At 69.9% G+C, this 24,891-nt stretch carries 24 protein-coding genes; 14 read left to right on the top strand and 10 right to left on the bottom strand.

The window, feature by feature from the left end; genetic code table 11:
- Nucleotides 1-17: 17 nt before the first annotated feature.
- Nucleotides 18-2,039, bottom strand: a complete 2,022-nt coding sequence (gene recQ, locus RSP45_RS13385; protein WP_415392302.1) for a DNA helicase RecQ — start codon at nt 2,037-2,039, stop codon at nt 18-20.
- Nucleotides 2,039-2,332: a YggT family protein gene (locus RSP45_RS13380; protein WP_073067036.1), complete on the bottom strand. Its 294-nt coding sequence runs from the start codon at nt 2,330-2,332 to the stop codon at nt 2,039-2,041. Before RSP45_RS13380 ends, recQ begins: the two co-directional genes overlap by 1 nt.
- A 164-nt stretch (nt 2,333-2,496) precedes the next feature.
- On the opposite strand from RSP45_RS13380, the gene RSP45_RS13375 reads away from it, so the two are divergent.
- The 5 genes from RSP45_RS13375 (at nt 2,497) to RSP45_RS13355 (ending at nt 7,253) form a co-directional block, all read left to right on the top strand.
- A complete protein-coding gene (locus RSP45_RS13375) occupies nt 2,497-3,087 on the top strand; it encodes an acyl-CoA thioesterase (RefSeq protein ID WP_415392301.1) in 591 nt (196 codons plus the stop codon).
- Between the two features lie 198 nt (nt 3,088-3,285).
- On the top strand, nt 3,286-4,644 hold the full coding sequence (locus RSP45_RS13370; protein WP_415392300.1) for an MFS transporter: 1,359 nt from the start codon (nt 3,286-3,288) through the stop codon (nt 4,642-4,644).
- The gene (gene mepA / locus RSP45_RS13365) at nt 4,641-5,489 is read left to right on the top strand and encodes a penicillin-insensitive murein endopeptidase (protein WP_415392299.1); all 849 of its coding nucleotides are present in this window, start codon (nt 4,641-4,643) and stop codon (nt 5,487-5,489) included. Before RSP45_RS13370 ends, mepA begins: the two co-directional genes overlap by 4 nt.
- The gene (locus RSP45_RS13360; RefSeq protein WP_415392298.1) at nt 5,465-6,379 is read left to right on the top strand and encodes an esterase-like activity of phytase family protein; all 915 of its coding nucleotides are present in this window, start codon (nt 5,465-5,467) and stop codon (nt 6,377-6,379) included. Before mepA ends, RSP45_RS13360 begins: the two co-directional genes overlap by 25 nt.
- Nucleotides 6,380-6,650: 271 nt before the next feature.
- Nucleotides 6,651-7,253 (top strand): queuosine precursor transporter, encoded by a 603-nt coding sequence (locus RSP45_RS13355; RefSeq protein ID WP_415392297.1) that lies wholly within the window; start codon nt 6,651-6,653, stop codon nt 7,251-7,253.
- Nucleotides 7,254-7,492: 239 nt separating this feature from the next.
- On the opposite strand, the gene RSP45_RS13350 is transcribed toward RSP45_RS13355, so the two are convergent.
- Nucleotides 7,493-7,732 carry a hypothetical protein gene (locus RSP45_RS13350; protein WP_415392296.1) on the bottom strand — a complete coding sequence of 80 codons (240 nt, stop codon included), beginning with the start codon at nt 7,730-7,732 and terminating at the stop codon, nt 7,493-7,495.
- Between the two features lie 8 nt (nt 7,733-7,740).
- Complete coding sequence (locus RSP45_RS13345) at nt 7,741-8,922, bottom strand: acetyl-CoA C-acyltransferase family protein (RefSeq protein ID WP_415392295.1); 1,182 nt, start codon at nt 8,920-8,922, stop codon at nt 7,741-7,743.
- A 195-nt stretch (nt 8,923-9,117) separates the two neighbouring features.
- On the opposite strand from RSP45_RS13345, the gene RSP45_RS13340 reads away from it, so the two are divergent.
- The gene (locus RSP45_RS13340; protein ID WP_073067048.1) at nt 9,118-9,702 is read left to right on the top strand and encodes a lytic transglycosylase; all 585 of its coding nucleotides are present in this window, start codon (nt 9,118-9,120) and stop codon (nt 9,700-9,702) included.
- Between the two features lie 78 nt (nt 9,703-9,780).
- Here RSP45_RS13340 and RSP45_RS13335 read toward each other — a convergent pair whose 3' ends face one another.
- Nucleotides 9,781-10,377, bottom strand: coding sequence for a LolA family protein (locus tag RSP45_RS13335; protein ID WP_073067277.1), 597 nt, complete (start codon nt 10,375-10,377; stop codon nt 9,781-9,783).
- A gap of 104 nt (nt 10,378-10,481) precedes the next feature.
- Nucleotides 10,482-11,705 carry a UbiH/UbiF/VisC/COQ6 family ubiquinone biosynthesis hydroxylase gene (locus RSP45_RS13330; RefSeq protein WP_415392294.1) on the bottom strand — a complete coding sequence of 408 codons (1,224 nt, stop codon included), beginning with the start codon at nt 11,703-11,705 and terminating at the stop codon, nt 10,482-10,484.
- 145 nt (nt 11,706-11,850) lie between these two features.
- Between RSP45_RS13330 and RSP45_RS13325 the strand changes: the two genes are divergently transcribed.
- The 4 genes from RSP45_RS13325 to RSP45_RS13310 all read left to right on the top strand — a co-directional run bounded on the left by RSP45_RS13325 (nt 11,851) and on the right by RSP45_RS13310 (nt 17,954).
- Nucleotides 11,851-13,179 (top strand): amidase, encoded by a 1,329-nt coding sequence (locus tag RSP45_RS13325; RefSeq protein ID WP_415392293.1) that lies wholly within the window; start codon nt 11,851-11,853, stop codon nt 13,177-13,179.
- A gap of 182 nt (nt 13,180-13,361) precedes the next feature.
- Nucleotides 13,362-14,543: an aminotransferase class I/II-fold pyridoxal phosphate-dependent enzyme gene (locus RSP45_RS13320; protein WP_415392292.1), complete on the top strand. Its 1,182-nt coding sequence runs from the start codon at nt 13,362-13,364 to the stop codon at nt 14,541-14,543.
- 7 nt (nt 14,544-14,550) lie between these two features.
- Complete coding sequence (locus RSP45_RS13315) at nt 14,551-17,196, top strand: DNA translocase FtsK (RefSeq protein ID WP_415392291.1); 2,646 nt, start codon at nt 14,551-14,553, stop codon at nt 17,194-17,196.
- Entirely contained in the window at nt 17,193-17,954 is a 762-nt protein-coding gene (locus RSP45_RS13310) for a DUF2268 domain-containing putative Zn-dependent protease (RefSeq protein WP_415392290.1), read from the top strand. Before RSP45_RS13315 ends, RSP45_RS13310 begins: the two co-directional genes overlap by 4 nt.
- A gap of 43 nt (nt 17,955-17,997) precedes the next feature.
- Here RSP45_RS13310 and RSP45_RS13305 read toward each other — a convergent pair whose 3' ends face one another.
- The 3 genes from RSP45_RS13305 to ribA all read right to left on the bottom strand — a co-directional run bounded on the left by RSP45_RS13305 (nt 17,998) and on the right by ribA (nt 20,418).
- A complete protein-coding gene (locus tag RSP45_RS13305; RefSeq protein WP_415392289.1) occupies nt 17,998-18,615 on the bottom strand; it encodes a rhomboid family intramembrane serine protease in 618 nt (205 codons plus the stop codon).
- Nucleotides 18,616-18,658: 43 nt separating this feature from the next.
- Nucleotides 18,659-19,189, bottom strand: coding sequence for a L,D-transpeptidase family protein (locus RSP45_RS13300; RefSeq protein WP_415392288.1), 531 nt, complete (start codon nt 19,187-19,189; stop codon nt 18,659-18,661).
- A gap of 158 nt (nt 19,190-19,347) precedes the next feature.
- Entirely contained in the window at nt 19,348-20,418 is a 1,071-nt protein-coding gene (gene ribA / locus RSP45_RS13295) for a GTP cyclohydrolase II (protein ID WP_415392287.1), read from the bottom strand.
- A 140-nt stretch (nt 20,419-20,558) separates the two neighbouring features.
- Here ribA and RSP45_RS13290 point away from each other — a divergent pair, with 140 nt between their 5' ends.
- On the top strand, nt 20,559-21,245 hold the full coding sequence (locus RSP45_RS13290; RefSeq protein ID WP_073067279.1) for a response regulator transcription factor: 687 nt from the start codon (nt 20,559-20,561) through the stop codon (nt 21,243-21,245).
- Nucleotides 21,246-21,415: 170 nt separating this feature from the next.
- Here RSP45_RS13290 and RSP45_RS13285 read toward each other — a convergent pair whose 3' ends face one another.
- On the bottom strand, nt 21,416-22,390 hold the full coding sequence (locus RSP45_RS13285; protein WP_415392286.1) for a glutathione S-transferase family protein: 975 nt from the start codon (nt 22,388-22,390) through the stop codon (nt 21,416-21,418).
- Nucleotides 22,391-22,430: 40 nt separating this feature from the next.
- On the opposite strand from RSP45_RS13285, the gene RSP45_RS13280 reads away from it, so the two are divergent.
- The 3 genes from RSP45_RS13280 to RSP45_RS13270 all read left to right on the top strand — a co-directional run bounded on the left by RSP45_RS13280 (nt 22,431) and on the right by RSP45_RS13270 (nt 24,886).
- Complete coding sequence (locus RSP45_RS13280; protein WP_415392285.1) at nt 22,431-23,222, top strand: exodeoxyribonuclease III; 792 nt, start codon at nt 22,431-22,433, stop codon at nt 23,220-23,222.
- Between the two features lie 94 nt (nt 23,223-23,316).
- Nucleotides 23,317-24,228, top strand: coding sequence for a tetratricopeptide repeat protein (locus tag RSP45_RS13275; RefSeq protein ID WP_415392284.1), 912 nt, complete (start codon nt 23,317-23,319; stop codon nt 24,226-24,228).
- A gap of 22 nt (nt 24,229-24,250) precedes the next feature.
- Nucleotides 24,251-24,886, top strand: coding sequence for an LON peptidase substrate-binding domain-containing protein (locus RSP45_RS13270; RefSeq protein ID WP_415394070.1), 636 nt, complete (start codon nt 24,251-24,253; stop codon nt 24,884-24,886).
- The last annotated feature ends 5 nt before the right edge of the window (nt 24,887-24,891 follow it).

Here is a 24,891-nt window from a genome sequence, read left to right as displayed (position 1 = left end):
CGATCCCGCGGTGACGTTCACGCCTCAGCGATGAGTTCCGCAAAAGCCGCGCCAAAGCGTTCCAGCGCCGGGGCGTCCAGATAGCGTGCAAGCTCGCGCGGGCGGTCGGTGGCGATGCGGCGCAGTTTCGCGGCGGGCAGCGACAGCGGTTTCTGCGTGCCGTCCTCGCCGCGCACCAGACGTTGCGCGGCCTCGGCCAGACGGTCGTAGAGGGCGCCGGCCTCCTGCCCCGCCAGTGCGCGGCGGGCGGGGTGCATCGGCGCGACCTCTCCGGCGATCACCGACAGGAAGGCCTCGCCATAGCTTTCCAGCTTTTTCGCGCCGACGCCGCTGACGCGGGCCATGTCGTCCAGCGTCTGCGGCCGGGTCTCGGCCATCTCGATCAGGGTGCGGTCGGGAAAGATCACATAGGCGGGCACCCGCTGCGCCTCGGCCAGCGCCCGGCGCTTGGCCTTGAGCGCGGAAAGCAGCGGCGCATCCTCGTCCGAGACCTGGGTGCGGATCACCGCCGCCGGTTTCGCGCGCCGGATCAGGTCGCGGCGCAGCGTCACGGTTTCCTCGCCCCGCAGCACCGGATGCGCGGCGGCGGTGATGCGCAGCCCGCCGTGGCGTTCCGGGTCGGGGCGGATCAGGTCGCGGCCCAGCATCTGGCGCAGGATCGCCTGCCATTCGCCCTTGGGCGTAGCCTTGCCGACGCCAAAGGTCGGCAGCTGGTCGTGGCCGCGCGCGGTCACCTTTTCGGTGGCGTTTCCCAGCAGAACGTCGATGACATGGCCCTGCCCGAACCATTCGCCTGTGCGCAGGATCGCCGACAGCGCCATCCGCACCGGCTGGGTGGCGTCGAAGATATCGGGCGGGGTGTCGCACAGGTCACAATTACCGCAGGGCTCGGCGGTTTCGCCGAAGTACCCTAGCAGGTGCTGGCGGCGGCACGAGATCGCCTCGGCCAGCCCCAGCAGCGCGTTCAGCCGCGCGTGGTCGGCCTCTTTCCGCTCGGGAGGGGCCAGCCCCTCGTCGATCTGGGTGCGGCGCAGGCGGATGTCGTCAGGGCCGTACAGCGTCAGCGTTTCGGCCGGCGCGCCGTCGCGGCCGGCGCGGCCGATTTCCTGGTAATAGGCCTCGATCGACTTGGGCAGGTCGGAATGGGCCACCCAGCGGATGTCGGGCTTGTCGATGCCCATGCCAAAGGCGACGGTGGCGGTGACGATCAGCCCGTCCTCGCGCTGGAACCGCGCCTCGACCTCGCGGCGCTGATCGGCCTCCATCCCGCCGTGATAGGCGACGGCGGCGATGTTTTCGGCGTTCAGCGCGGCCGAAAGGGTCTCGGTGCGGGCGCGGGTGGCGCAATAGACGATGCCGGACTGCCCGCGGCGGGCGCGGGCGAAATCCATGATCTGCCGGCGCGGGCCGTCCTTGGGCTGGAACGCCAGATGGATGTTTGGTCGGTCAAAGCCGCGCAGGAACACCTGCGGCGCCCGCCCGTCGAACAGCCGCGCCACGATCTCGTCGCGCGTCTCGGCGTCGGCGGTGGCGGTGAAGGCTGCCAGCGGCACCCCCAGTGCCCGGCGCAGCTCGCCCACGCGCAGGTAATCGGGGCGGAAATCATGGCCCCACTGGCTGACGCAATGCGCCTCGTCCACGGCAATCGCGGTGACGCCCGCGCGCCTGAGCATCGGGACCGTCGCACTCGAGGCCAGCCGCTCCGGCGCCATGTAGAGCAGCCGCAGGCTGCCGTCGCGCAGGGCGGCGAAGACCTCGTCGCTTTCCTCTTCGGTATTGCCACTGGTCAGCGCGCCCGCCGCCACCCCGGCCTCGCGCAAGCTGCGCACCTGGTCGCGCATCAAGGCGATCAGCGGCGAGATCACCACCGTGACCCCCTCGCGCATCAGCGCCGGCAGCTGGTAGCACAGCGACTTGCCGCCGCCGGTGGGCATGATCGCCAGCACGTCGCGGCCCGCGGCCACGGATTCGACGATTTCCTGCTGGCCGGGGCGGAATCCGTCGAACCCCCAGACTTGCCGCAACAGATCGGCGGGCATCAGTAGCCCAGGAAGAACCCGGCGTTGTTCGCCAGCGCCCGTTGCAGGATGATGATGCCGATGAACACCACCAGCGGCGCCAGATCCAGCCCGCCCATGTTCGGCAGCACGTTGCGGATCGGGCGGTAGATCGGCTCGAGCAGCCGCGACAGCCCGTCCCAGACCTGCGCGACCAGCGGCTGGCGCAGGTTGAGCACGTCGAAATTGATCAGCCACGACATGATGATATGCGCGATCATGATGAACCAGACCACGTCGAGTATCAGCATCAGCGCCTGGAACAGCGTCGTCATTCCTGCCAGCCTTCCCTTGCAACCCGCGCGTCCGAGGTAGGGCAGCGGGCGCGCGTGCGCAAGCGGTCGCGGACGTGCGCCCCGCCGCCCGTGCCCGTTTCCGCAGCGTTGCGGTTGACGCCCCCGGCCCGGTTCACTACCGCCCCAAGGTCAAAGGAGCCGTCATGTATCCCATCCTGCGCTTCATCCACGAGATCCGCTCCGCCCGCCGCGCCACGCCGCTGGGGCCGCTGGACGCGCATGTCTCGACCCACCGGATCTCGCCGCTGGACATCGACCCGTGGCGCGAGCTGAACAACGGCCGCACCCTGACGCTGTACGACTTGGGGCGGATCCCGATGGCGGTGCGGCTGGGCATCATCGACACGCTGAAGCGCAACGGCTGGGGGTTCACCGTCGCCGGCAACACCGTGCGCTATCGCCGCCGCATCCGGGTGTTCCAGCGCATCACCCAGGTGTCGCGGGTGCTGGGCTGGGACAGCCGCTTCGTCTATATGGAACAGTCGATGTGGAGCGGGGGCGACTGCGCCAACCACATACTGCTGCGCGTCGCCATCGTCGGCGGCGCCGCGCGCAAGGGGATGATCCCGCCCGAGGTCTTCATGGAAGCCCTGGGCCACCACGGCCCCAGCCCCGAGCTGCCCGCCTGGGTCGCCGCCTGGATCGAGGCCGACGCCCTGCGCCCCTGGCCCCCGGAACTGCCCGGCGGGATCGCGGGGCAATCGCCCGACCTGCCCGCCACGCAGCCCGGCTGAACGCAGGTCGGCCCCGGCGTCACCACGCGGGGCGCTGCCCCCTAGGGCTCTGCCCCTTTCTCACTGAAAACAGTCCACCGGACTGTTTTCCGGGCGTTCGAAAGCCCGGGGTATTTGGCCCAGAAAGAAGCCATGCCGCCGGCTTGCGGTGCGGGTGTTCTTGCGGTCTTATGTCGCCGGCATTGGCCCGGAGGAGGCATGAACCGCAAACGCATCTGGGGCTGGTGGTTCTTCGACTGGGCGAGCCAGCCCTATGCGACGCTGCTGCTGACCTTCATCTTCTCGATCTATTTCTCGGAGGTCGCGCGCGGGCATTTCATCGCGCAGGGCGCCGATCCGATGCAGGCCGGCGCGCAGGCTCAGGCGCTGTGGGGCTGGGCGCTGGCGGGCGCGGGGGTGATCATCGCCGGGCTTGCGCCGGTGCTGGGGGCGGTGGCCGACCGCTCGGGGCGCCGGCTGCCGTGGATCTGGCTGTTCTCGGGATTCTACGTCGCAGGCTCGGCCGGGCTGTGGGTGCTGCATCCCTCCGGCGCGGGGCTGGTCCCGGCGCTGGTGCTGTTTGGCATCGGGCTGATCGGGATGGAGTTCGCGACCATCTTCACCAATGCGCTGATGCCCTCGCTGGGCAGCCGGGAGGAGATCGGGCGCATCTCGGGCTCTGGCTTCGCCTTTGGCTATCTGGGGGGCGTGGTGGCGCTGGCGATCATGCTGGCGCTGTTTGCCGATGGCGCGGGCGGGCTGACCCTGCTGGGGCGGCCGCCGGCGCTGGGACTGGACGGGGCCGCGCGCGAGGGCACCCGCTTTGTCGGCCCCTTCACCGCGATCTGGTATGCGCTGTTCATGGTGCCGTTCTTCCTGTGGGTGCGCGAACCCGCAGGCGCGCGGCGCGGTGGCGTGCAGCTGGGGGCGGCGCTGCGCGACCTGGGGGCGCTGCTGCGCAGCCTGCCGCGGCGGCGCTCGCTGCTGGCATGGCTGGTATCTTCGATGTTCTCGCGCGATGCGCTGAATGCGCTTTACGGGTTCGGGGGCGTCTATGCCGGCACGGTGCTGGGCTGGCCGGTGATCCTGTCGGGGATCTTCGGCATCGTCACCGCGGTATCGGCCGCGATCATCAGCTGGCTGGGCGGGCGCACCGACCGGCGCTGGGGGCCGCGCCCGGTCATCGCCGCCTGCACGCTGGTGCTGGTCGCGGTCTGCGTGCTGGTGGTGGGGATGAGCCGCGAGCAGATCTTCGGCCTGCCGCTTGCCCCCGGATCGCGCCTGCCCGATGCGCTGTTCTTTGCCTGCGGGGCGGCGATCGGCGGCGCGGGTGGCGTGCTGCAATCGGCCAGCCGCACCATGATGGTGCGCCACACCTCTGCGGCCCGCGCGACCGAGGCCTTCGGCCTTTACGCGCTGTCGGGCAAGGCCACGGCGTTCCTGGCGCCGATGCTGATCGCGCTTGTCACTACGGCCAGCGGCAGCCCCAGGCTGGGCATCTCGCCGCTGATCGTGATGTTCCTTCTGTCGCTGTGGCTGCTAGGGTGGGTAAAACCAGAGGGAGAACCCGAGCAGTGATCCGCAGATTTCTGGCCGCAGTGGCCCTGTCTTTCCTTGCGCTTCCCGCCCAGGCCGAGCCGCTGGCCAAGGATGTGTTCGGCGCCTTCCGCCAGTCGAACGGCGGCCCCGCCGGCGCCTTCGGCGGCTATTCGCGCGGCTGCGCCACCGGCAATGTGCAGCTGCCCGAGACCGGACCCACCTGGCAGGCGATGCGCCTGTCCAGGAACCGCAACTGGGGCAACCCGCAGCTGGTCGATTTCCTGATCGGGCTGTCGCGAACCGCCACCCAGCTGGGCTGGCCGGGGCTGTATATCGGCGACATGAGCCAGCCGATGGGCGGGCCGATGCTGACCGGCCACGCCAGCCACCAGACCGGGCTGGACGCCGATATATGGATGCTGCCCCCGCGCTCGCTGAGCCTGACGCGGGCGCAGCGGGAAAACATCTCGTCGCAGTCGGTGGTGGCCCGGGGCGGGTTGGCGCCCAGCCCGCTGTGGTCGGCCAGCCACCATGCGCTGCTGCGGGCGGCGGCCTCGGACCCGCGGGTGGCGCGGGTGTTCGTCGATCCGGTCGCCAAACTGGTGATGTGCCAGAACGAACGCGGCAACCGCGCCTATCTGCGCAAGATCCGGCCGCTGGGCGGGCACGACTATCACTTCCACGTCCGGCTGGCCTGCACCAACCGCGGCTGCGAGGATCAGGCGCCCCCGCCCCCCGGCGACGGCTGCGAAGAGGCCGCGCAGTGGATCCGCAACCGCATCGACCCGCCGCCTCCCGCCCCCGCCGACCCCAACTATCGCCACCCGCGCAGCTACCGGCTGAGCGAGATGCCCCGCACATGCCAGGCGCTGGCCGGGCGCTGAGCGGCGCTGCAAGAGCGGCGGCGGCAGCGGCGCTGCTGCTGGCCGCCTGCGCGCCGCCGGCCGCGGCGGCGCCGGTGGTGGACTATCTCGGCACCTATGTCTGGGCCGAGGCGGACGAAGATTTCGGCGGCTTCTCGGGGCTGGAGCTGTCGGCCGACGGCAGCGGGTTCTGGGCGCTGTCGGACCGCGGCACTCTGCGCTGGGGCAGCATCCACCGCGACCGGCAGGGGCGCATCGCCGAGCTGACCACCGCCGGCCACGCACGGTTGCAGGACAGCAGCGGCACACCGCTGAAGCCGGGCTATCTGGGCGATGCCGAGGGGCTGGCGATCGACGCGCAGGGCCGGATCTTCGTCAGCTTCGAGGGGCTGGACCGGATCGCGCGCTACGACGATCCCGACGGCCCCGCCACCCGCATCCTCAAGGCGGGCTGGTTTTCCCGGCTGAAGCGCAACCAGGCGCTCGAGGCGCTGGCAATCACCGCGGCGGGCGATCTGCTGACCATTCCTGAATCCTGGCCCGACGAGGGCAAGGGCTTTCCGGTCTGGCGCTTTCGCGACGGGACCTGGAGCAACCCCTTCCATCTGCCCCGCGACAACGCCTGGGCGCCGGTGGGCGCGGACGTCGGCCCGGACGGGCGGCTCTACGTGCTCGAACGGCAGTTCCGCGGCCTGCGCGGCTTTCAAAGCCGGGTGCGGCGCTACGAGTTCGGCGAGGATCACATCAGCCCGCCCGAGACCCTGATCGAGACCAGCCTGCTGCAATTCGACAACCTCGAGGGCATCGCGGTGTGGGAGGACGGCCAGGGCATCCGCATCACCATGATCTCGGACGACAATTTCCTGTTCCTGCAACGCACGGAACTGGTGGAATACCGCATCCGCGACTGACCCCGGCCCGGCTTCATCGCAGCAAGGGGGGCCGTCTGCCCCCGTCGCCTGCGGCGACTCCCCCGAGGATATTTGTGACCGCCCGAAACCCCGGCATGATTCGGGCGGTCACAAATATCCTCCGGGGGTCCGGGGGTGGAAAACCCCCGGTTGCGGCGGCGAAGGACGGGCGGCGTTTCCTTGACTCTGGCCGAGGCGGGCGCTAGCGACCCTGCGTCCCGCATCGAGCGGGGCCGAGTTGTTCCGCCACCTTGTAAAACGGAAAAAATCCATGCGCCCGCTTGTCCCCGCCATTCTGGCGATGGCCGCCACCGTGCTGGCCTCGAACATCCTCGTGCAGTTCCTGCTGGGCGACTGGCTGACCTGGGGGGCACTGACCTATCCGTTTGCGTTCCTGGTCACCGACGTCACCAACCGGGTTCAGGGGCCGGCGGCCGCGCGCAAGGTGGTGATCGCGGGGTTCGTCGTCGGCGTGCTGTGTTCGCTGACCGCGGCCGCGCTGGACGCCACCACGCTGCGGATCGCGGTGGCCTCGGGGACCGCCTTCCTGCTGGCGCAGCTGCTGGACATCAGGATCTTCGACTGGCTGCGGCAGCGCGACTGGTGGCAGGCGCCGTTCCTGTCCTCGCTGCTGGGGTCGGTGCTGGACACGGTGCTGTTCTTCACCATCGCCTTTGCCGCATTCCTGCCCGCCGACGCCAATACCGGCTGGGCGAACGAGGCCGTGCCGATGCTGGGTGCGGGGCCGCTGGCGCCGCTGTGGGCCTCGCTCGCGGTGGCGGATTGGGGGGTCAAGATCGCGCTGGCGCTGCTGGCTCTTGTGCCCTTCCGCCTGATCGTCCGCAAAATCTTGTTATCGCCGCTTCGAAACTGATTGACTTGTGGCCGGCCTGTGGCACCCTCGCCTTACGAGCAACATTGAAAGGAGGTGGTCCAGTGTCGAGAGTGATGTTGGAGAACGGAGCCGGGACAGTCAGGGGGGTCAGCGCCTGAGGGCAGCCCCAAGGGTGCCAAACCCTGTCTGGGACGGATCGAACCATCCCTAACCGGACCATCTTCCTGATCTCGCGGGCCGTCCCCAGGGGGCGGCCCGTTCGAGTTTCCGGGGCTGCGTCAGGATGCAGCGCGCGCCACGGCGATGGCATTCTCGATGGCGCGCCTTGCCTGCGGGCTGTTGGCCCAGCAGGTGGTGCCCAGGCTGGCCGCAACTTGGGCGCAGATCACGCCCGCATCCGCCCGCGCCAGGGTGGCGAGATCCGAAAACCCCGCCTCTTCCAGCCGCTGGACGACCCTGGGACCGACAAAGGGCGCCGCAATCAGCGACGCCCTCTCATTGGCGGGAAAACCCGTCAAAGGTTTTCTCAGATCTTTTCGATCGCCAGCGCGATGCCCTGGCCGCCGCCGATGCACATGGTGATCAGCGCCTTTTTCCCGCCGGTGCGGTCCAGCTCGTACATCGCCTTGACGGTCAGGATGGCGCCGGTGGCGCCGACCGGGTGGCCCAGTGCGATGGCGCCGCCGTTCGGGTTCACCTTGGCGGGGTCGAGCCCCAGTTCCTTGCTGACCGCCAGCGCCTGCGCGGCAAAGGCCTCGTTCGATTCGATGACGTCGAAATCGCCGACCGACAGGCCGGTGTTTTCGCACAGCGCCCGGACCGCCGGGATCGGGCCATAGCCCATCACCCGCGGCGCCACCCCGCCCAGCGCATAGCCCAGCACGCGGAAGCGCGGCGTCAGCCCCGCGGCCTCGGCCGCCGAGGCGGTGGCCAGCACCACCGCCGCCGCGCCGTCGTTGATCCCCGAGGCGTTGCCGGCGGTCACGCTGCCGTCCTTCTGGAAGGCGGGGCGCAGCCCGGCCAGCTTGTCCAGGGTGGTGGCCTTGGGGTGTTCGTCGGTGTCAAAGGTCACCACGCCCTTGCGGGTCTTGATCTCGACCGGAACGATCTGGTCCTTGAAGCGGCCCTCGGCGATGGCGCGGGCGGCGCGCTCCTGGCTTTCCACCGCAAACGCGTCCTGATCCTCGCGCGAGATGCCGCTTTCCGAGGCGACGTTTTCCGCGGTGATCCCCATGTGGCCGGTGCCCATCGGGCAGGTCAGCGCCCCGACCATCATGTCCAGCGCCTGGGTGTCGCCCATGCGCGCGCCGTGGCGCAGCGCGGGAATCGCATAGGGCGCGCGGCTCATCGATTCGGCGCCGCCGCCGATGGCAAATTCCGCGTCGCCCAGCATCAGCATCTGCACCGCCGAGACGATCGCCTGCGCGCCCGAGCCGCACAGCCGGTTCACGTTCATCGCGGTGGCGGTGTCGGGGATGCCGGCGTTCAGCATCGCCACCCGGCCCAGATACATGTCGCGCGGCTCGGTGTTGATGACATGGCCGAACACGACGGTGCCGATCTTGTCCGGGGATACGCCCGCGCGCTCCATCGCCGCCTTAGTCACCGTCGCCGCCAGGTCGATCGGCGGCACGCCCGCCAGGCTGCCGCCAAAGCCGCCGATGGCGGTGCGTGCGCCCGCCAGGATCACCACGTCGTTCGTTGCCATTCGTCCAATTCCCCAAACACAGAAATGTCCCGGGGACATTAACGAGCGCGTTGCCCGCGTGACAAGAGCCGTTGCTGCGATGCGACGGTCCCCGCGTCATCGCGCCCCATCGGGCCGACATGACGCAAAGGCGATTTCACCTTGGGCCCGGAATCTCTACAGTGGGGAAAAAACGACAAGAACCGGGGCAGAGGCATGAACAACTATCTCAAGCTCGCCATCGTGATGCTGGTGGCATCCTGCGGCGGCGGGGGCAGCTACAAGGCGCCGCGCAACCTGGAAAATGCCTGCGCGATCACGGCCGAACGCCCGGCCTATCTGCGCGCCATGCGCGAGACCGAGCGGCGCTGGGGCATTCCGATCGCGGTGCAGATGGCGACGATCCACCAGGAATCGCGGTTCGTGGGCAATGCGCGGACGCCGCATCAGTTCGCGCTGGGAATCATCCCGATGGGGCGGCAAAGCTCGGCCTTTGGCTATTCGCAGGCGCTGGACAACACCTGGGACGAATACCGCCGCGCCACCGGCAATCGCCGCGCCCGCCGCGACAACATCCGCGACGCCACCGATTTCATGGGCTGGTACATGGACGGCACCACCCGCCGGCTGGGAATCTCGAAACGCGACGCGGCCAACCAGTACCTGGCCTATCACGAGGGCCGCGGCGGGTTTTCGCGCGGCAGCCACTTGAACAAGTCCTGGCTGCTGCGGGTCTCGGGCGACGTCCAGCGGCGGTCGGAAATGTATCACGCGCAGCTGCGCTCCTGCGGGCGGCTGTAGGCGCGGCACGGGCGGAAGCGGGGGCCAGCCCCCGCACCCCCGGGGTATTTCCGCCAGAAAGAAGCAGCGGGGCCGCGGCTAGCGGCGCCGGTTCACCTCTTGCGTGATCGAGAATGCCGACGAGGGGATGCTGACCCCCTTCTGCATGTCGCCAAGGATTACCGTGGTGCGCTTGCCGGTGTCGTCGGTGACCACCCATTGCCGCAGCTCGGTCGGGTTGGCGGTGAACACCATCTGGATATTGCCGTACTCGGGGTGCTGCGGGTCCTGCGCCGTCACCACGGTGGTGTTCTTGCTTTCCGCGTGTTGCGTCACCATGCCGCTGCGGCCCAGGTTCACGTTGTCGGCCAGAATGATCGACAGCGGCGTCTTGGCCAGCGGATATTGCTGCGCGCCGCCGTTCGACTTGCGGTCGAAGATGGCGACCGTGCCGCTCGACGCCAGCACCAGCGTGTTGTCGCCGCGGTATTCGAAGCGCACGCGACCGGGGCGGTGGATATAGACCTTGCCCGGCACCACCGACCCGTCCGGGTTCACCTGGGTGAAATCACCCGCCACAGTCTTCAGACTATTGAGATAGCGCGAGATCTCGTTGAGCGGGATTTTCTCGGCCAGCGCGGGCAGCGCGAGGCCAAGGACGATGACGGGCGCAAGAGCGAGAGAGCGAAGGTTCATGTTCAGGATCATACTGCCGTTCCAGACGGTTGCACGTCACGATACCGGGACGGCTGCGCCCCGAACGCTCGCGCCGGGTTGAGGGTTCCGTGTACGAAACGCCGCTACAGCGGCCGCCCGGTCAGCAGCCGCGGCATCGGGTCCAGCCCCAGCCCCGCCGCCTGCCGCATGAAGCCGCGCCGCAGCGCCGGGATCGCGGTGACCAGCCCCATGCCCAGCCCGCGGGCCGCGCGCAGGACCGGGATGTCGTTGGAAAACAGCGCGTTCACCCGGTCCATCCCCAGCCCCATCGCAGTGGCGTCGAACCGGCGCCAGCGCTGATAGCGTTCCAGCACGTCGGGCGCGCCGATATCCTCGCCGCGGCGGGCGGCATCGACCACCACCTCGGCCAGGGCGGCGACATCGCGCAGCCCCAGGTTCAGCCCCTGCCCGGCGATGGGGTGCACGCCATGCGCGGCGTCCCCCACCAGCGCAATGCGCGGGGCGACATAGGAATCGGCCAGGCTGAGGCTCAGCGGATAGGAAAACCGCGGCCCGGCCAGGGTGATCCCGCCCAGGAAATCGCCGAATCGGGGGCGCAGCACCTCCAGGAAGTCGGCATCCGGCAGGGCGGCGATGGTGCGGGCATTGGCGTCGGTTTCCGACCAGACGATGGACGAGCGGTTGCCCGGCAGCGGCAGGATCGCCAGCGGCCCGGTGGGCATGAAATACTGCCAGGCGATGCCCTGGTGCGGCTGTTCGTGGTCCAGCGCGCAGACCAGCGCCGTCTGCCCATACCCCCAGCCGCGCCGCGCGATCCCGGCCCGCGCCGCCACGCCCGAGCCGCGCCCGTCCGCCCCGACCAGCAGCCGCGCCGACAGCGTGCGTCCGTCGTCCAGCGCGACCTCGACCCCGCCGGGCGCCACCGCCTGCCCCACCACCTGCCGCCCCGGCAGATGCGTCACCCGCCCCGCCATCGCGTCGACCAGCGCCGCGTAAAGAAAGCGGTCCTCGAGCATGTGGCCCACGGGGCCTTCCTCGATCTCGGCCGAATCGAAGATCAGGTGGAACGGCCCCGCGCCCTCGCCCGGCTGGCCCTGCGCGGTCTCGACCCGGTTGATCGGCTGCGCATGGGGTTCCAGCCCGCGCCACAGGGCCAGCGCCGACAGCAGCCGCCGCGACACCAGCGCCAGCGCATAGGCGCGCCCGTCAAAGCCTTCCTGCGCGCGGTCGCGCAGGGGGCGGGCGTCGATCACCGCCACCGACAGCCCCGCCTGCGCCAGCGCCAGTGCCAGCGCCGGGCCGTTCAGCCCGCCACCCGCGATGATGATATCGTGATCCACTGCCATGTTGCCCGCACCCTAGCGCGGTCGCCGGCGCCGGTCCATCCGCGGCAGAGGTTTCCCGCTTGCGAAACGCAGATCCCGCCCTCTCCCATTGCCGCGCGGGGACCAGAGGGCTAGCCTGATCCCCGGACAACCCGAAAGGCAGCGGATGGACTGGCTCAAGGCACCGGCGACGGAACAGGGGCGCGCGATCATGGCCGGGCTGGTCAGCCCGGTGGACCTGACCGAGGGCTATCTGGACGCCGCCGCCCGCGCGCCGCTGACGCCGCGTATCTACGCAAGGCTGACCCCCGACCGCGCCCGCGCCGAATCCGTCGCCGCCCATGACCGCGCCCGCGCCGGGCTGCGCCGGGGGCTGCTGGACGGGGTGGCGCTGGCGTGGAAGGACAATATCGACAGCGCCCATGTCGGGACCGAGGCCGGATCCGCCCTGCTCAAGGGGCGCGTCCCCCAGCGTGATGCGGGCATTCTTGATACGGCGACGGCACAGGGCGCGGTGTGCCTGGGCAAGACTCACATGACGGAACTGGCGTTTTCCGGGCTGGGGCTGAACCCGCCGGTCGCCACCGTGCCCAACGCCTATGACGCAGCGCTGGTGGGGGGCGGCTCGTCGGGCGGCTCGGCGGTGGCGGTGGCGCTGGGGCTGGCGGCGGCGGCGATCGGCACCGACACCGGCGGCTCGATCCGCCTGCCTGCGGCGTGGAACGGGCTGGTCGGGTTCAAGCCCACCCCGGGCGCCGTCGACATGACCGGGATCGTGCCGCTGTGCCGCCGCTTCGACGTGGCCGGCCCCATCGCCCGCAGCACCGAGGATTGCGCCGAAATCTTCGCCCTGATCCGCGGCGCCACCGCCCCCGACCTGCGCGGCGCCGAGCCCTCGCGCCTGCGGCTGATGGTGCTGGACGGGCTGCCGTTCGCGCAGGCGCGCAAGGAACCGGTCGCGGCCTTTGAATCCGCCGTGGACCAGCTTGCGGCCGCCGGCGCCAGCATCACCCACGCAGCACCGCCCTGCGTGGAACAGGCGGCCACACTTGCCCCCCTGCTCTTCGCCCCCGAGGCTTACGGGTTGTGGCGCGACCAGATCGAGGCGGCGCCCGAGCTGATGTATCCGCCGATCCTCGAGCGTTTCCGCGGCGGCCGCGACGTGCTGGCCGCGGATTACGTCGCCGGCTGGGACCAGCTCGAGCAGCTGCGCCGCGAATGGGCGGCAGCAGTTGCGGGGTTCGACGCGGTGCTGCTGCCCACCGCCCCGATCCTGCCGCCGGAAATCGCGCGGCTGGAAACCGACCCGGCGTTCTTCGCTTCGGAAAACCTGCTGTCGCTGCGCAATACCCGCATCGGCAACCTGCTGGGCCTGCCGGCGATCAGCCTGCCGACCGCGCAGCCCGCCTGCGGGATCATGCTGCTGGGCGCGGCCGGGGGCGATCTGGCGCTGCTGCGCACCGCCGCCGCCGCGGAAACCGCCCTGCGCGACTGACCGCCGGGGGACCCGCAAAGGGGCTTCTTTCTGGCCCAAATACCCACCGCAACCGCGCCACCCTGCGCGGCGATGCCAAACTGGGCGCCCCCGCCCACCGATTCGCCTTTATCTGGACGCATCCGCGCTTTGCCGATACTGTGGGCGCAAACGGGGCGGCACGACCCCGAATGTGAGGCGCCATGACACCCCCCGAGCGGTTCTCGAACCTGCCGGATTACGCGTTTCCGCGGCTGCGGAAGCTGTTGTCCGATCTGACTCCCGGCCCCGATCCCGTCGTGATGACGATCGGAGAGCCGCGCCATGGCGTGCCGTCCTTCGTCGCCCCGATCATCACCGAAACCATGGGCGAGCTGGGCAAATACCCGCCGAACGAGGGCACGCCGCAGGCGCTGGCGGCGATCTCGGGCTGGCTGGAACGCCGCCACGGTCTGATCGCCACCCCCGAGGAAATCACCTTGCTGAACGGCACGCGCGAGGGGCTGTTCAACGCCGCGCTCGCGCTCTGCCCCGAACGCAAGAACGGCGCGGCGCCGCGGATCCTGGTGCCGAACCCGTTCTATCAGGTCTATGCCGTCGCCGCCGCCGCCGTGGGAGCCGAGCCGGTGTTCGTCAACGCCACCGCCGAGACCGGGCATCTGCCCGATTTCGCGTCCCTCCCCGCCGAGACGCTGGATTCCGCCGCGATCTGCTATCTGTGCTCGCCCGCGAACCCGCAGGGCGCCGTCGCCGGGCATGATTACCTAGAACAGCTGGTGCTGCTGGCCGAGCGGCATGATTTCCTGATCTTCGCCGACGAATGCTATTCGGAAATCTGGCGCGACGAACCCCCGCCGGGCGCGCTGGTCGTGGCGCGCGCGCTGGGGCTCGGGCATCGGGTGGTGATGTTCAATTCGCTGTCCAAGCGCTCGAACCTGCCCGGGCTGCGCTCGGGCTTTGCGGCGGGCGCGCGCGAGCATATCGCCCGGATGCGCACCCTGCGCAGCTATGCCGGCGCACCGATCCCCCTGCCCCACCAGCGCGTGACCGAGGCCGCCTGGGCGGACGAGGATCACGTCGCCGCCAACCGCGCGCTCTACCAGGAAAAATACGCTATCGCCGACCGGGTGCTGGGCAATGTCCCGGGCTATGTGCCGCCGCAGGGCGGGTTCTTCCTGTGGCTGCCGGTCGCGGATGGCGAGACCGCGGCCCGCACGCTCTGGACCCGCGCCGGCGTGCAGGTGCTGCCCGGCGCCTATCTGTCGCGCGACACCGGCGCGGGCAATCCGGGCGCAGGCTATGTGCGGGTGGCGCTGGTCGGCCCGGCCGCGGAAACCGAGGATGCGCTGACCCGCATCCGCGACACGTTGTATCAAGAGGGGTAGCCGACCCATGGCGAGCTGGCAGGCCAAGCAACGCGATCCGCTGTTCGACCAGACCACCCAGGCAGCGCTGGAACGCCGCGTCAAGGAACTGATCGGCGCCGGGCTGATCGTGGCCGGCGTGCTGGTCGCGATGATGCTGCTGTCCTACACGCCCGACGACCCCGGCATCGGCACCGCCACCGACCAGCCGGCGCAGAACTACCTGGGCCGGGTCGGCGCCTATATCGCCTCGGCGCTGAACATGATCCTGGGGCTGGGCAGCTGGGGGCTGGCGGTCGCCGCCGTGGTCTGGGGGCTGCGGCTGATGCTGCACCGGGGCGAAGAACGGCTGATGCGCGGGGTGTTCACCCCCATCGCGATGGTGCTGGTGTCCGCGCACGCCACCTCGATGGTGCCGCCGCAGGACTGGACGCAAAGCTACGGGCTGGGCGGGCATCTGGGCGACATGCTGATGGGCGCCATGCTGGGGCTGATGCCGTTCAGCCCGGCAGTGGGGCTGAAGATCCTCGCGCTGCTGACCGCAGTGGCGGCGGTGGCGCTGGCGGGCTTCGTGCTGGGCTTCGACCGGCGCGAGGTGACTGCGATCGGGCGGTTCCTCTCGGCCGGGCTGGTCACCGCGCGGCAGCTGCTGATGGCGGTGCTGCGGCGCACGGGCTGGGCGCTGGCCACGGCATCCTCGGCCGCCGCGGGCGAGCTGCGCCGACGCGCCGACGCCCGCCGCGACCGCACCGCCGCCGCCCCCACGGCAGAAGAGGCAGAGCTGCCCGGCGGGCTGTTCTCGCGCCTGCGCCGCACCGCTGCCGCGGCGCCGGATGCGGCCGAGCCCTTCCCCTCGGAACTGGTCGAGCCCGACCGCCATTACGACGACGACGCCCGCGCCCCCGACGCGGATGCGGTCAGCGCCCGCATCACCGACGCCATCCGCCACCGCACCGAACCCGAGGCGGACGCCGAGGACGACACCGAGACCCGCTCGGTCCTGTCGGCGGTCACCGCGCGGCTGACCGGGCGCGCGCAAAGCGTGCCGCCGGCGCCGCCCACCGACACCAGCCGCGTGGTGATCCCGCCCGCGCGCAAGCCCGCGCCCTCGCGCCAGGCGGTGGCCGAGGCGCAGCCCAGCCTGGCCTTTGACGCTGCCGCCAGCGGCTATGAACGGCCGCCGCTGGCGCTGCTGGCCTCGCCCGGGACGGTGGAACGCCACGCGCTGTCGCCCGAGGCGCTGGCCGAAAACGCACGGCTGCTGGAATCGGTGCTGGACGATTACGGGGTCAAGGGCCAGATCACCGCCGTCCACCCCGGCCCCGTGGTCACGCTGTATGAGCTGGAGCCCGCGCCGGGGCTCAAGGCCAGCCGCGTCATCGGCCTGTCCGACGATATTGCGCGCAGCATGTCGGCGCTGTCGGCCCGGGTTTCGACCGTGCCGGGCCGCACCGTCATCGGGATCGAGCTGCCCAACCAGCGCCGTGAAAAGGTGGTGCTGCGGGAAATCCTGTCCTCGCGCGCCTTCGGCGACAGCTCGATGCCGCTGCCGCTGGCGCTTGGCAAGGACATTGGGGGCGAGCCGGTGGTGGCCAACCTCGCCAAGATGCCCCACCTGCTGATCGCCGGGACCACCGGCTCGGGCAAGTCGGTGGCGATCAACACCATGATCCTGTCGCTGCTTTACAAGCTGACCCCCGAGGAATGCCGGCTGATCATGATCGACCCCAAGATGCTGGAGCTGTCGGTCTATGACGGCATCCCGCATCTGCTGTCGCCTGTCGTGACCGACCCGAAAAAGGCCGTGGTGGCCCTGAAATGGGTGGTCTCGGAAATGGAGGACCGCTACCGCAAGATGTCCAAGATGGGCGTGCGCAACATCGAGGGCTACAACGGCCGCGTGCGCGAGGCGCTGGACAAGGGCGAGCTGTTCCGCCGCACCATGCAGACCGGCTTCGACGAGGACACCGGCGAGCCGATCTTCGAGACCGAAGAGTTCCAGCCCGAATCCTTCCCCTATATCGTCGTGATCGTGGACGAGATGGCCGACCTGATGATGGTCGCCGGGAAAGAGATCGAGGCCTGCATCCAGCGGCTGGCGCAGATGGCGCGGGCCTCGGGCATCCATATCGTGATGGCGACGCAGCGCCCCTCGGTCGACGTGATCACCGGCACGATCAAGGCGAACTTCCCGACCCGCATCAGCTTCCAGGTCACCTCGAAAATCGACAGCCGCACCATCCTGGGCGAACAGGGGGCGGAACAGCTGCTGGGCATGGGCGACATGCTGTACATGGCCGGCGGCGCCCGCATCACCCGCGTCCACGGCCCCTTCGTCAGCGACGAAGAGGTCGAGGAGGTCGTCAACCACCTGAAGAGCTTCGGCCCGCCGCAATACATGTCGAACGTGGTCGAGGGGCCGGACGACGACGTGGCATCCGACATCGACGCGGTGCTGGGGCTGGGCAGCAGCGACAATTCCGACGACCAGCTTTACGACATGGCGGTGGCGATCGTGGCCAAGGACCGCAAATGCTCGACATCCTATATTCAGCGCAAGCTGGCGATCGGCTATAACAAGGCCGCGCGGCTGGTCGAGCAGATGGAGGATCAGGGCGTGGTCAGCCCCGCCAACCATGTCGGCAAGCGCGAGGTGCTGATCCCCGAGGTGTGACACCCCGGGGCTGCAAGATCGAGGTCGCGATGCCCTATTGGCAGGTCCATTTCCTGAACGCGCGCCACGCGCTGACCAGCGTCATGCCGGAAATCCGCGCCGCCGTGGCCGAGTCGGTGGCGCTGGTCGCCAGCCACGCCGAGCTGCCCGATTTCGACGTGGTGGTGCGCGCGGAAGAGGGCATCCCCGACTGGGGCGTGCTGGCGCATTCACCCGCGCCGGGGGTGGTCGAGCTGGCGCTGAGCCCCTCGCGCTTCGATTCGGCGCTGGTGGTGCGGCGCATGGTGCGGGCGCTGTTTCTCGTCATCCGCGGCGACCGGCCCGGCTATGGCCGCTCACTGGGCGAGGCGCTGGTCAGCGAGGGGCTGGCCGGGCATTTCGTGCAGGCGGTGCTGGGCGGGCGCCCCGACCCCTGGGACGCGACGCCGCTGACCGCGGGCGTGGCCAAGCGGGCGATGACGGAATGGGCCTGGCTCGATTACGACCGCGCGCTGTGGTTCGAGGGCCGCGGCAATATCCGCAAATGGGCGGGCTACGGGCTGGCGCACCGGCTGGTGGCCGAGCATCTGGCCCGCAGCGAAGGGGCCGACGTGCTGTCGCTGGCCGCCGTGTCAGCCGAGGCGCTGCGCCCCGCCATGCGCCGGCTGAGCGGGGCGGATGCGGAGCCTGAGGTTGAGGGTGACGCGGAGGCCGAGCCGGGAACGCCGCAGGCCGAGGCGCCGGAGCAAGAAGGGGGCGCTGCCCCCGTCACTTCGTGACTCCCCCGGGATATTTCCGTGATGAAGAAGGGCGGGCGCCGGGTCAGCGCCGCCGGCGCCGCGGCTGGTAGAGCGCGCCCATCGCCACCCCGGCCAGCGCGCCGCCCAGATGGGCCTGCCAGGCGATGTTCGGCACGGCCAGCGTCAGCGCCACATTCAGCAGGATGAATTGCGCGACCGGCCCGGCCAGCGGGCGCAGGCTGCCGCCCCGCGCCAGCAGGATCCGCCCGGCAATGGCGATTTCCGCCCCCGCCAGCCCGAAGATCGCCCCCGAAGCGCCCACCACCGGCAGCTGGCTGTCCGACAGCCACAGCTGCACCGCCCCTGCGACCAGCTGCGACAGCGCGTAAAGCGCGACCATCGCGCCCCCGGGCATCGCCACCGCCAGCGACCGCGCCAGCACATACAGCGCCAGCATGTTCATCCCCAGATGCAGCAGCCCGCCATGCAGGAAGCCGTAGGTCAGGAACATGGTCACCTGCTGGCCGGGAAACATCGGCCGCACGCCCTCGAACAGCTGCGGCCACAGGGCGCCGTGCAGCAGCAGCCATTCCCGCAGGGCCGGGGCGGCATCGGACAGCAGCTGGATGGCGACACACAGCGCGATCACCGCCAGGAATACGGGCGGCACGGGCGGGCGGTAACGGACGGCGTCGGTCATGGCGCCAGCATAGGGGCGGCAGCGGCGGCGGAAAGACCTATTCCTATTGCCGCTGCGCCACCGCCGCGCGGCGGCCCAGACGGCCAGCCAGCGCGCCCGGCACCAGCAGCCGCGTGCCCGGCATGGCGCGGGCTGCCAGCCACAGCAGGTCGGCGCGGGAAAAGGCGATGCAGCCGGCGGTGGGATGGCGCGGGCGCCGCCACTGGTGCAGGAAAATCGCCGAGCCCAGCCCCGGCTCGGCCCGAGGCCAGTTCCAGTCGGTCAGCAGCACCAGGTCATACAGCGGATCCGCGCGCCGCAGCGCCTCGTGGCTGGCGGGCAGCGGGACGCGGGCCGGCTGGTTGTAAAGCGGATGGCCGGATTCGTCGCACCACAGGTCGCCCGGCAGGATCGGCCGAGCCCAGGGCGCGGGCCGCGGCAGCCGGTCGGGACGATAGAGCAGCCCCACCACCCGGTGCACCCCGGCCGGAGTCGCCCCGTCGCCCTCGCGCTTGTCGGCCACCACCCCGCCCCGCCCCACCGCGCAGGGCAGCAGCCGCCCCCGAAACCGCAGCCCCATCGGGGTCAGCACCATGTCGGCGGGTCCGACGCTCCTTCGGGCTTCTTCATCATCCAAATATCCCGGGCTTCCGAGCGCCCGGAAAACAGTCCGGTGGACTGTTTTCAGCGAGGAAGGCCACGGCAGTGGCAAGGGGGCTGGCCCCCGCTCCGGCGACGAAGCCGATCCAAGGCTCACAGCATGTGACCCGACTTGTCGCGCTTGACCGCCAGATAGGCGTCGTTCCACCGGTTGCGGCCGACGATCAGGGGGACGCGCTCGGTCACGTCGATGCCGTGCGACTGCATCATCTCGACCTTGCGGGGGTTGTTGGTCATCAGCCGCACCGCACTGAAGCCCAGCCGGCGCAGCATCGCCGCGCCCAGGCGGAAGTCGCGCTCGTCATCCTCGAACCCCAGCCGGTGGTTGGCCTCGACCGTGTCGAACCCCTGCGATTGCAGGTCATAGGCGCGCATCTTGTTGGCCAGCCCGATGCCGCGGCCTTCCTGGTTGAGGTACAGCAGCACCCCCCCTCCCTCGGCCCCCATGGCGTTCAGCGCCGCGTGCAGTTGCGGGCCGCAGTCGCATTTCAGGCTGCCCAGCACGTCACCGGTGAAACAGGCCGAATGCAGCCGCGCCAGCACCGGGCGGTCGCGGGGCGGGTCGCCGATCTCGATGGCGTAATGCTCTGCGCCGCCCGCCGCCGGGCGCAGGATATGCAGCCGCGTGCGCTCGGCCGCGGCGATGGGCAGGTGGGCTGCGGCGACCGGGGACAGCGCGGTTTCCGCGGCCAGCTGCGCGATCACCGGCGCGGCGGGCAGGCGGCTCAGGCCCTGCGGGATCTCGCCCAAGGGACCCTCGACCAGCAGCACCGCGGGCAGCAGCTGCGCGGATTTCGCCAGCGCGATGGCGGCCCGGTGGGGCACGACGTCCATCCCGCCCCGCCGTGCGGTCAGCGGCCCCTTCAGCGGCACCCGCAGATCGTCCGAGGGGTCGGCCACCGCCCGCAGCCAGGCCACATCCGCGCCCTCGGGCAGCTCGATCCGCGCCAGGTCGCCGTCATAGGCCGGTACCTTCAGCGTGCTGGCCCGGCGCGCGGTCAGCACCAGCACCGGGCGGCCGAAGGCGCGCAACGCCGCCAGCCGGTCGGGGCTCAGCGTCTCGACCGCGGCGGCCAGGTTTCCGTCGATCACCACCGGCAGGCCGATTCGCAGATCGGTCCGCGCGCGGCTGATGGTTTCGGGCAGGGTGGGCAGCAGGGTCATGGCGGCGCTATTCCTGAAACAATCCGTAACATAAGCCCCGCCCCCGACAACAGCTTGTGAGAAAGATTGCAAGCCGCTGGACCTCACCGGCCTGCGCGCCATCTTGACCGCAATGTGAACCCCCGGGAATGGAGGCTCTGATGGCCGGACTGAAAAAGATCCTGCTTGTGGACGACGAGGACGACCTGCGCGAGGCCCTGGCCGAGCAGCTGGTCGCGACCGAGGATTTCGACGTGTTCGAGGCCGGCACCGGCGCCGAGGCCGTCGAAAAGACCAAGGGCGCGATCTTCGACCTGGTGTTGCTGGACGTGGGCCTGCCCGACACCGATGGGCGCGAGCTGTGCAAGCGGCTGCGCAAGCAGGGGGTGAAATGCCCCATCGTCATGCTGACCGGGCACGACACCGACGCGGATACCATCCTTGGCCTCGATTCCGGGGCGAACGACTACATCACCAAGCCGTTCAAGTTCCCGGTGCTGCTGGCCCGGCTGCGGGCGCAGCTGCGCACCCATGAACAGTCCGAGGACGCAATCTTCCAGCTTGGCCCCTATACGTTCAAGCCGGCGATGAAGATGCTGATCGACCAGAAGGACCGCAAGATCCGGCTGACCGAAAAGGAAACCAACATCCTCAAGTTCCTGTACCGGGCGCAGGATGCGGTGGTGCCGCGCGACGTGCTGCTGCACGAGGTCTGGGGCTACAACGCCGGGGTGACCACCCACACGCTGGAGACCCACATCTACCGCCTGCGCCAGAAGATCGAGCCCGAACCCTCGAACGCGCGGCTGCTGGTGACGGAATCGGGCGGGTATCGGCTGGTGGCGTGATTTCGCCGGGAACCACCGCGCGGCTGCGGCGTTACGCCTGCCGAAGCCCAGTGGTCCGGGGATACGGCCACACCCCCCTCTCTCTGCGGTATCGGGAACCCCGGCATTTCGGTGCCGGGGTTTTTGGTCTGCGCGGGAGTCGCCGGGGGCTCACGCCAAGGCGGCGCGATTCAGCCCCGCCCGTGGGGTTCGTCCCAGTCGATGATCGGGTTGATCGGGATCAGCCCGTGCGGGTTCAGGTCGGGGTGGCTGCGGTAGTAGTGGTGGGTGATGTGATCCTGGCGCACCGTGGGCGCGACGCCCGGCATCTGGTACAACTCACGCGTCCAGGCCCACAGGCTCGGGTAATCGCGCAGCCACTGCCGGTTGCACTTGAAATGGGTGTGATACACCGTGTCGAAGCGCACGGCGCTGGTGAACAGGCGCCAGTCGGCCTCGGTCAGCTGGTCGCCGGCCAGGTAGCGGCTTTGCGACAGCACCCCGTCCGCCCATTCCATGGTGTGGAAGACCGGACCGATGGCCTCGTCGTAAGCCGCCTGGGTCGAGGCGAAGCCGGCCTTGTAGACCCCGTTATTGAAGTTCGGATAGACGCGGGCGTTCACCGCCTCGATGCGGTCGCGCAGCTCCTCGGGCCAGAAATGCACGGCGCTGCCGGTCAGGCCGTCAAAGGCGCTGTCGAACATGCGGATGATCTCGCTCGATTCGTTCGACACGATGGTGCCCCGGGCCTTGTCCCATAGCAGCGGCACCGTGACCTTGCCGGTCATATGGGGGGCGGCGCGCAGATAGATCTCGCGCAGATGGGCGGCGCCGAACAGCGGGTCGCCGGTGGCGCCGTCGAAGTCGGTTTCAAACGTCCAGCCCTCGTCTCCCATCACCGGATGCACCACCGAGACCCCGATGTGATCCGCCAACCCCTTGAGGTCGCGGAAGATCAGCGTCCGGTGCGCCCAGGGGCAGGCGTAGGAGACATAGAGGTGATAGCGCCCACTTTCGGCCGCAAACCCGCCCTGCCCCGACGGGCCGGGGCTGCCGTCCGGGGTGATCCAGTTGCGGAAACCCGCGTTCTGGCGGCGATAGGCGCCCTCGCCCTTGGCGGCGCCGACGCTGCCTTTCACCCAGGCTCCATCCACAAGCTGGTTCATCGGCTTTCCCTTCGTCGCGTGGCAGGTTACATGGACCCCCATGTTCACCATTGCCACCTGGAACATCAACTCGGTCCGTCTGCGGGCCGGTCTCGTCGCCCGCCTGCTGGGGGAAGAGGCGCCCGACATCCTGTGCCTGCAGGAATGCAAGTCGCCGGTCGAAAGCATCCCGGCCCAGGTGTTCCACGAGCTCGGCTATCGCTGGATGGTCGCGCGCGGCCAGCGCGGCTACAACGGCGTCGCGATCCTGTCGCGGCTGCCGATCACCGACGCGGGCGACCGCGACTATGCGGCGCTTGGCCACGCCCGCCACGTCGCGGCGCGGCTGGAAAACGGCGTCACCATCCACAACGTCTATGTGCCCGCCGGCGGCGACATCCCCGACCGCGAGGTGAACGAGAAGTTCGGGCAAAAGCTCGATTTCCTGACCGACATGCGCGACGCCTTCCACGCCGACCGGCCGGAACGCTCGATCCTGGTCGGCGACCTGAACATCGCCCCGCGCGAGGATGACGTCTGGTCGCACAAGGCGCTGCTGAAGGTGGTCAGCCACACCCCCGTCGAGGTCGCCCAGCTGGCCGAGACGCAAGAGGCCGGCAACTGGGTGGACATCACCCGGCAGGACATCCCGGAAGGGCAGCTCTATTCGTGGTGGAGCTATCGCAACCGCGACTGGAACGCCTCGGACCGCGGGCGGCGGCTGGATCATGTCTGGGCCAGCCGCGACATCGCGGCGGCGGGCCATGGCAGCCGGGTGCTGCGCCCGGTGCGGGGCTGGGACCAGCCCTCGGACCACGTGCCGGTGTTCGCAAGCTTCGATCTGGCGCCCTAGCGCCGCGGCCTTTTCCCGCTGCCCCTTTCCGTCCGCCCGCGCAGCGCCCATATTGCGGCCCAAGCGAAAGTAACATTCCGGGGATCAGGACGAGATGCTGCTGCAAGGCTCGGGCGAGACGCCGCCGACCACCGCCGATTTCATCAAGGACGTGTCCGAGGCGGACTTCATGGCCGAGGTGATCGACGCCTCGATGCAGGTGCCGGTGATCGTCGATTTCTGGGCGCCATGGTGCGGCCCCTGCAAGACGCTGGGCCCGCAGCTGGAGGCCGAGGTCGCCCGCCACAAGGGCCGCGTGCGCATGGCCAAGGTCAACGTGGACCAGAACCAGATGATCGCCGGGCAGCTGCGGGTGCAGTCGATCCCGACGGTGTTCGCGTTCTTCCAGGGCCAGCCGGTCGATGCCTTCCAGGGCGCGATCCCGCCCAGCCAGATCAAGCAGTTCGTCGAAAAGCTGGCGGCGATGGGGGGCGACGACGGGGGCCTGGGCGCCGCGCTGGAAGCGGCCGAGGCGATGCTGGCCGAAGGCGCGGCCGAGGACGCGGCCGAGACCTTTGCCGCCATCCTGGGCGAGGAACCGGAAAACGCCGAAGCCTGGGGCGGGCTGATCCGCGCCCGCCTGGCCCTGGGCGACACCGAGGGCGCCGAGTCCGCGCTGGCGCAGGTGCCTGCCGCCGCTGCAAGTTCTGCCCCGGTCGAGGCCGCGCGCGCGCAGCTGGCGCTGGCGCATCAGGCGGCCAACGCCGGCCCCCTGGCCGAGCTTGAAGCGCGGGTGAACGCCGATCCCGCCGACCAACAGGCCCGCTTTGATTACGCCGGGGCGCTGCACGCCGCCGGGCGGGTGGAAGAGGCGATCGAGCAGCTGCTGGAATGTTTCCGCCGCGACCGCGACTGGAACGACGGCGCCGCCAAGGCGCAACTGTTCACCATCTTTGACGCAATGAAGCCCACCGACCCGCTGGTACAGAAGGGGCGGCGGCGGCTGTCGTCGCTGATCTTCGCGTGAAAGGCCCCCTGTCATGAGCGCCGTGCTGGGCGCCGGGCCCCTGCCCGACACCATCCCGCTGTTCCCGCTGCCCGGCGCGGTGCTGCTGCCGCGAACCCGGCTGCCGCTGCATATCTTTGAACCGCGCTACCTGCAGCTGGTCGAGGATGTGCTGAAATCCGGGCACCGGCTGATCGGGATGATCCAGCCGGTGGGCGACGGGCTGGCCGCGGTCGGCACCGCCGGGCGGCTGACCATGTTTTCCGAAACCGACGACGGCCGCTTCATGGTGTCGCTGCGGGCGGTGTCGCGATTCCGGCTGGTCGAGGCGATCGAGGGCTTTACCCCCTATCTGCGCGGCCGGGTCGACTGGTCGGACTGGCGCGGCGACCGGCTGTCCTCGGTCCCCGCCGATCCGGGCTTTGACCGCCCCGCCTTCATCGCGCGGCTGGGCCGCTATATGGAGGAACGCGGCCTGTCCACCGACTGGAACGCCGCCGAAGAGGCCGACGACGAATTGCTGGTCAACAGCCTGTCGATGCTGCTGCCGCTGGGGGTCGAGGAAAAACAGGCGCTGCTGGAAGCCCCCGACCTGGCCGCACGGCGCGCGATGCTGGACGGGCTGCTGGAATACGCGCTGCACGGCGGCGGTGACGACGACGAGGAGACGCTGCATTGACCCAA

This window comes from Paracoccus sp. SJTW-4, assembly GCF_047716885.1.
Taxonomy (GTDB): domain Bacteria; phylum Pseudomonadota; class Alphaproteobacteria; order Rhodobacterales; family Rhodobacteraceae; genus Paracoccus; species Paracoccus solventivorans.
This window is presented reverse-complemented; position numbering and strand designations above follow the sequence as displayed.

Excerpts from the sequence above, each read along its gene's own strand:
- RSP45_RS13335 (WP_073067277.1), bottom strand. The coding sequence starts at position 10,377 with ATGAACCTTCGCTCTCTCGCTCTTGCGCCCGTCATCGTCCTTGGCCTC.
- RSP45_RS13325 (WP_415392293.1), top strand. The coding sequence starts at position 11,851 with ATGGACTGGCTCAAGGCACCGGCGACGGAACAGGGGCGCGCGATCATG.
- RSP45_RS13285 (WP_415392286.1), bottom strand. The coding sequence starts at position 22,390 with ATGAACCAGCTTGTGGATGGAGCCTGGGTGAAAGGCAGCGTCGGCGCC.
- RSP45_RS13290 (WP_073067279.1), top strand. The coding sequence starts at position 20,559 with ATGGCCGGACTGAAAAAGATCCTGCTTGTGGACGACGAGGACGACCTG.
- RSP45_RS13380 (WP_073067036.1), bottom strand. The coding sequence starts at position 2,332 with ATGACGACGCTGTTCCAGGCGCTGATGCTGATACTCGACGTGGTCTGG.
- RSP45_RS13345 (WP_415392295.1), bottom strand. The coding sequence starts at position 8,922 with ATGGCAACGAACGACGTGGTGATCCTGGCGGGCGCACGCACCGCCATC.
- RSP45_RS13340 (WP_073067048.1), top strand. The coding sequence starts at position 9,118 with ATGAACAACTATCTCAAGCTCGCCATCGTGATGCTGGTGGCATCCTGC.
- RSP45_RS13305 (WP_415392289.1), bottom strand. The coding sequence starts at position 18,615 with ATGACCGACGCCGTCCGTTACCGCCCGCCCGTGCCGCCCGTATTCCTG.
- RSP45_RS13300 (WP_415392288.1), bottom strand. The coding sequence starts at position 19,189 with ATGGTGCTGACCCCGATGGGGCTGCGGTTTCGGGGGCGGCTGCTGCCC.
- RSP45_RS13375 (WP_415392301.1), top strand. The coding sequence starts at position 2,497 with ATGTATCCCATCCTGCGCTTCATCCACGAGATCCGCTCCGCCCGCCGC.
- RSP45_RS13360 (WP_415392298.1), top strand. The coding sequence starts at position 5,465 with ATGCCAGGCGCTGGCCGGGCGCTGAGCGGCGCTGCAAGAGCGGCGGCG.
- RSP45_RS13330 (WP_415392294.1), bottom strand. The coding sequence starts at position 11,705 with ATGGCAGTGGATCACGATATCATCATCGCGGGTGGCGGGCTGAACGGC.
- RSP45_RS13315 (WP_415392291.1), top strand. The coding sequence starts at position 14,551 with ATGGCGAGCTGGCAGGCCAAGCAACGCGATCCGCTGTTCGACCAGACC.
- recQ (WP_415392302.1), bottom strand. The coding sequence starts at position 2,039 with ATGCCCGCCGATCTGTTGCGGCAAGTCTGGGGGTTCGACGGATTCCGC.
- RSP45_RS13275 (WP_415392284.1), top strand. The coding sequence starts at position 23,317 with ATGCTGCTGCAAGGCTCGGGCGAGACGCCGCCGACCACCGCCGATTTC.
- RSP45_RS13355 (WP_415392297.1), top strand. The coding sequence starts at position 6,651 with ATGCGCCCGCTTGTCCCCGCCATTCTGGCGATGGCCGCCACCGTGCTG.
- RSP45_RS13320 (WP_415392292.1), top strand. The coding sequence starts at position 13,362 with ATGACACCCCCCGAGCGGTTCTCGAACCTGCCGGATTACGCGTTTCCG.
- RSP45_RS13370 (WP_415392300.1), top strand. The coding sequence starts at position 3,286 with ATGAACCGCAAACGCATCTGGGGCTGGTGGTTCTTCGACTGGGCGAGC.
- RSP45_RS13280 (WP_415392285.1), top strand. The coding sequence starts at position 22,431 with ATGTTCACCATTGCCACCTGGAACATCAACTCGGTCCGTCTGCGGGCC.
- ribA (WP_415392287.1), bottom strand. The coding sequence starts at position 20,418 with ATGACCCTGCTGCCCACCCTGCCCGAAACCATCAGCCGCGCGCGGACC.